Genomic DNA, 2361 nt, shown 5'->3' on the forward strand with positions numbered 1-2361 from the left:
GGGAAGGAAAAGAAGCTGAGATGCCCCGCAGAGAGTGAAAAATTGAGAAGAAAAGAGAAAGAAGAGCTTCGAACGGGGCATGGGGAAGGAAAAGAAGCTGAGGTGCCCCGCAGAGGTTGAAAAAACGAGAAGAAAAGAAATGGGAAGTCATCAGACTTCCCATTTCTTTTTAAAATATTCGGTCAGGATTGCTGCAGCCCGTTCATGGGAGGCAGGTCCCGGATGTGCATGTGCACCGAGGTTGTCCGGTGTGGAATCGGGAAGCTGCAGGAAAGCAACATTGGAATCGCTGGTTTCATTGCGGTAGGTATTCATGGCTTCTGTGATAGCAAGAGTCAGATCATAACCAAGCATGCCGTAAGCCCATACGATATGCGAAGATTCATTGTGCTTTCTGAGCATCTTCAGAAAATCAATGACAGCCTGTTCAAACTTCAGAAGGTCTTCCCTGTTATAGGTACCGTCTGGATTCTTGCGCTGCTTGCAGACTTCACCGGTTTCAGGAATGGTGAAAGGAGGCTGTTCAAAAGCAGAGGCATCATTGGTACCAAGATTTACCACAATAGCGTCCGGCACCCAGCTGCGGAAATCGTAGGGTTTGGATACACCGAGGGATTCGTTGAATTCTCCACCGCAAAGACCACACAGGGCTTCATAGCGGGAAGGGATATTGTGCCTTGTATCATTGTCCCAGCCGCAGTAAACTCCCCAGCCACCTTGGGAAAAGAGATGATAGTCAGCATTCAGGGCATTAGCAGTCATAACGGCATAATTTCGGCTGCTGCTCATATACATGGCAAGCCAGTCCGTATCCTCTTTGGCACCATAGGTACCTTCACCGGAGGTGATGCTGTCTCCGATAAATTCTATTTTATAACGCTTTTCAGAGGTTGGAAGGAAAAAGCCATCTGTCTGAAAGCCTTTTACAAGGATGTGGCAGTCATCGTCTTCTGTCATGGACTGCAGCTCACGCATGAATTTCATGTTTTTGACACTGTCCGGACTCATATTGCGGAACAGACAGATGGAATAGGAACCGGGCAGAAGCATCTGTCGGCTCATAAAGGAATTATTCAGTGCTGTATAGATCCAGGGCTCGTGGAAATCACAGTCTACCTCTAGATCGATCCATAGTTCAGAACCGGTTACATTGACCTCAATACCGCTTCCGTTAAAAAACAGGGGAAGAGGACACTGACCGGAAATATTTCTTCCGTGTACCTTATAATATTCTATTTCATTCAAAGAAAGGCTTTTCAGATTCTCATTTTTTTTCACCGGTATACCTCCTATTTAATAATCAAAAATTCAGCCAGCCTTCACAATGCTTACAGTCAGAACTCCGTTGTCTGAAGAAGTCTGCAGCATAATGGGATAGCTGTAAGGATTGACAAAGGACAGATCCTTGTAGCCCTCTACGATCGCAGCATCCAGTCCTCTTGGAACATAGTCAACGGGAAGGGAATGCAGATAATGGGAAGCAGCCGGGATATCAGCAACTACCATGGCTGCATACAGAGTAGAGGATACCTGACAGATACCTCCGCCTACACTGGTAACCACTCTGCCGCTGGCAAAGGAAGGCGCTTCCACATAACCGTTTGCAGTGGTTCTGGTACCTACGGAAGTGCTGTAGGAGAAACGTCCGCCTGCAGGGATCACAAGTCCATTAATACGGGAAGCGGACAGGATCACATTGGTGGCGCGGGCCTCTGTGGTATCAAAGGTTGTGGTATAGCTTCCAAGAACACCTTCTGCTAAGCCTTTACCGGCATCAAAAACAGCCTTTCTGTTTTCTGCTTTGCCATTTGTGATGTAATGACGGTAATAAGAGGGAAGATCTGTACCGTAAACGGCCATCAGATCAGGGTTCTGGCACATATAAGCCTTCAGATTGAATTGGGCATTGCCGTTCCGTCCTTCTGCCATCCCGGTTTTGATGAAATGAGAAAGCAGGGCAGCAGGATCATTGCCAATGGATGCCTGCAGATCCGGATAGGTCTGATAGTAATAATCAGTGTCAAACACAGCGGAATAGTCTGTAATCTGAGAAACCGCACCGGCAGATATTGTCTGCGCAGCAGGCGCTGCGTTTACCGGAAGCAGAGGAGCGGCTGACAGAGAAAGAACTGCAGCGCCTGTCAGGACAGGCAGGGTAACACGTAAATTATGTTTCATAGGAATGCTTCCTTTCTTTTGGATGGTGCAGAGTAAACAAATGCGCCGGGAGCGCCATGAATACCTGCTGGATGTATATGGGTATCAGGATAAAAAAGTGCATGCAAAGAGCGGGTGATGGGAATCGAACCCACGTATCCAGCTTGGAAGGCTGGTGTTCTACCATTGAACTACACCCGCATA

2 protein-coding genes and 1 tRNA gene are annotated in these 2361 nt (G+C 47.6%); all 3 read right to left on the minus strand.

Going from position 1 to position 2361, the window contains the following annotated elements; all coding sequences use genetic code 11:
* Positions 1–150 precede the first annotated feature (150 nt).
* Positions 151–1278 carry an SGNH/GDSL hydrolase family protein gene (locus WJQ40_RS02795; protein ID WP_337537817.1) on the minus strand — a complete coding sequence of 376 codons (1128 nt, stop codon included), beginning with the start codon at positions 1276–1278 and terminating at the stop codon, positions 151–153.
* Positions 1279–1308: 30 nt separating this feature from the next.
* A complete protein-coding gene (locus WJQ40_RS02800; protein ID WP_337537818.1) occupies positions 1309–2178 on the minus strand; it encodes a VanW family protein in 870 nt (289 codons plus the stop codon).
* A gap of 109 nt (positions 2179–2287) precedes the next feature.
* Positions 2288–2358: transfer RNA gene (locus tag WJQ40_RS02805), tRNA-Gly, on the minus strand.
* Between the last annotated feature and the right edge of the window lie 3 nt (positions 2359–2361).

This window comes from Suilimivivens sp., assembly GCF_037359455.1.
GTDB lineage: Bacteria > Bacillota > Clostridia > Lachnospirales > Lachnospiraceae > Suilimivivens > Suilimivivens aceti.